This window comes from Microbacterium paulum, from assembly GCF_015707995.1.
GTDB classification, from domain to species: domain Bacteria; phylum Actinomycetota; class Actinomycetes; order Actinomycetales; family Microbacteriaceae; genus Microbacterium; species Microbacterium paulum.
Genome location: NZ_JAAGRY010000118.1, coordinates 1 through 1777 on the forward strand (window position 1 = coordinate 1; position 1777 = coordinate 1777).

Consider the following 1777-nt stretch of genomic DNA (forward strand, 5'->3'; position numbering starts at 1 on the left):
CGAACGGAAAGGAAGCTTGGTCGCTACCGATCCTCGGGGCCTCGACCCGCCCCACCCCGTCACCACGCGGCCCCGCACATCACCCACCCCCACCTAAAGTCCGAAGAGCCACATTGAGGATGTAGAACGCCTTGCGCTCCCCAGTGCTGAGGACGCGGAGCAGGTGCTCGCGATCCATGTGTGAGGCTCCGCCGCCATCTTTGAACTCGAAGTCCAGAGTGAGGAAACTCTCCTGGGCAAGCATCACCTTCTCGCGGTTCCGTGGCACAAGTGTGAACGGCACTGAAAAGCGGGTGTTGAAGAGGTCAATGACCTCCTCCCAACGGGTCCTCTCAGCCGCCGCCTGCTTCTCGATTGCCCGGCGACGTGCCTCAGAGTCCTTGAAGCTCGCAACCGCGCGGGTATAAAGCTCCTCGCACTCCTTAATGTAAGAAGTCCATAGCTCTTGCTTAAAACGCGTGATGTTCGCAAAGTGAGTCAGAAGCTCGGGGTGATCCGAGATGAAAGCGAGGAAGTCCCGGTTCGCCTGGTGTCCGGTGATCGCCTTCTCTATAGCCGAGAGTTGGGTCCGTAATTCGGGGTCCTCCGCGATGCGCTCTTTCTCCTCTAAGATCAGAGTCTCCAGTTCATTGCGACTAGAAACTTGCCTAGGAGTCGACTCGCCCGCCAGCAGGAGCGAGTGCTTGGCGTCGAAGAACCCTTGTGCCGCCAGACTCTTGCTGACCGTCTCTGCGTTGTAATAGCTAAACTTTGCGCGGCTGAAAAAGGTGGACTGATCTAGGAGTTCGTTCAGCCGGGTCACATACTCGGCAAGAACGCTCTGGAACTTCGGATCGTTAAGGATCTTTTCGGTGTTGACGTTGAAAAGCCGGTCGTACGGCACATCGGGGAAGGGTGCTTCGTCTAGACGTTCGACTTCGTAGCTGACCCGCGTCAGTGCGTCGAAGAAGTTATCATCCTGCTGCGTGAATACCTGGGAGACGAGCCCCGGAATGTCTGCTTTCGTGCCCGATACCTTCTTTAGTGCTTTAGTCAGCTCATCCTGAAGCGCCATCAAGCCGCGGTGAATTTCACTGTACTGTTCCCGAAGCTCAGCGTTTACGAGCAAAGTCGAGGTGAACTCGGTAGGAGCGTATTGCTCGTCGTAGGCGAGAAACACCGCGACGTTCGCGGGTCTGGGCCAGCACCGTGCTCGTCGCTGATCCGGCGCACAGTCTCGCGCGCGGGGAAAACGTGGTCCTTCGTCGGCTCCTCGCGGGTGTAATCAGACAACGTTTTGGCGAAGGATGACTTCATCGTGCCGTTCGGCGCATAGATCGCGACGGCGTTGTGCTGCTCAAAGGAAACTTCAGCGTCAAGAGATCGCACGCCATGGCAGTTGCGAAGCTCAAACGTCAGTGTTCTCATGGGTCAAACTTACCCAACTACGCCGATGTACGACGTCTTCGGTCGTGTATTGCTCTTCCGCGGCTCGCGATCACGAGCAAACTGCGTCAGGGCTATCCTGGAAGTGCGCGCACGCGCATGATCACAGGTGAGTGCGTTTGGGGTACCTCGGCTAGGTCGTGCCCTCCTGCCGGTGGGACTCGAGCCACGCGAGCGTGGTCGCGGTGCCCGACGAGGTGCCGTCGCCTCCGCCGATCGCGCCGAGCGTGCCCAGGCCGCTCGCGCCTGAGGTGCCCGAGCCGCTCGTGCCCGTTCCGGTTCCTCCGGTCGAGGGGGCGGCCTGCCCGGCCGCGGGCCCCTGCCCGCTCGTGCCGCCGGGGGCGCCCTGAGC

General features: G+C 60.2%; 1 protein-coding gene and 1 pseudogene. Both read right to left on the reverse strand.

Annotated features, from left to right (window positions below):
* Nucleotides 1–79 precede the first annotated feature (79 nt).
* Nucleotides 80–1159, reverse strand: a complete 1080-nt coding sequence (locus tag G3N18_RS15680; protein ID WP_196385177.1) for a hypothetical protein — start codon at nucleotides 1157–1159, stop codon at nucleotides 80–82.
* A 399-nt stretch (nucleotides 1160–1558) separates the two neighbouring features.
* Nucleotides 1559–1777, reverse strand: a pseudogene (locus tag G3N18_RS15685) (hypothetical protein); the annotation flags it as partial.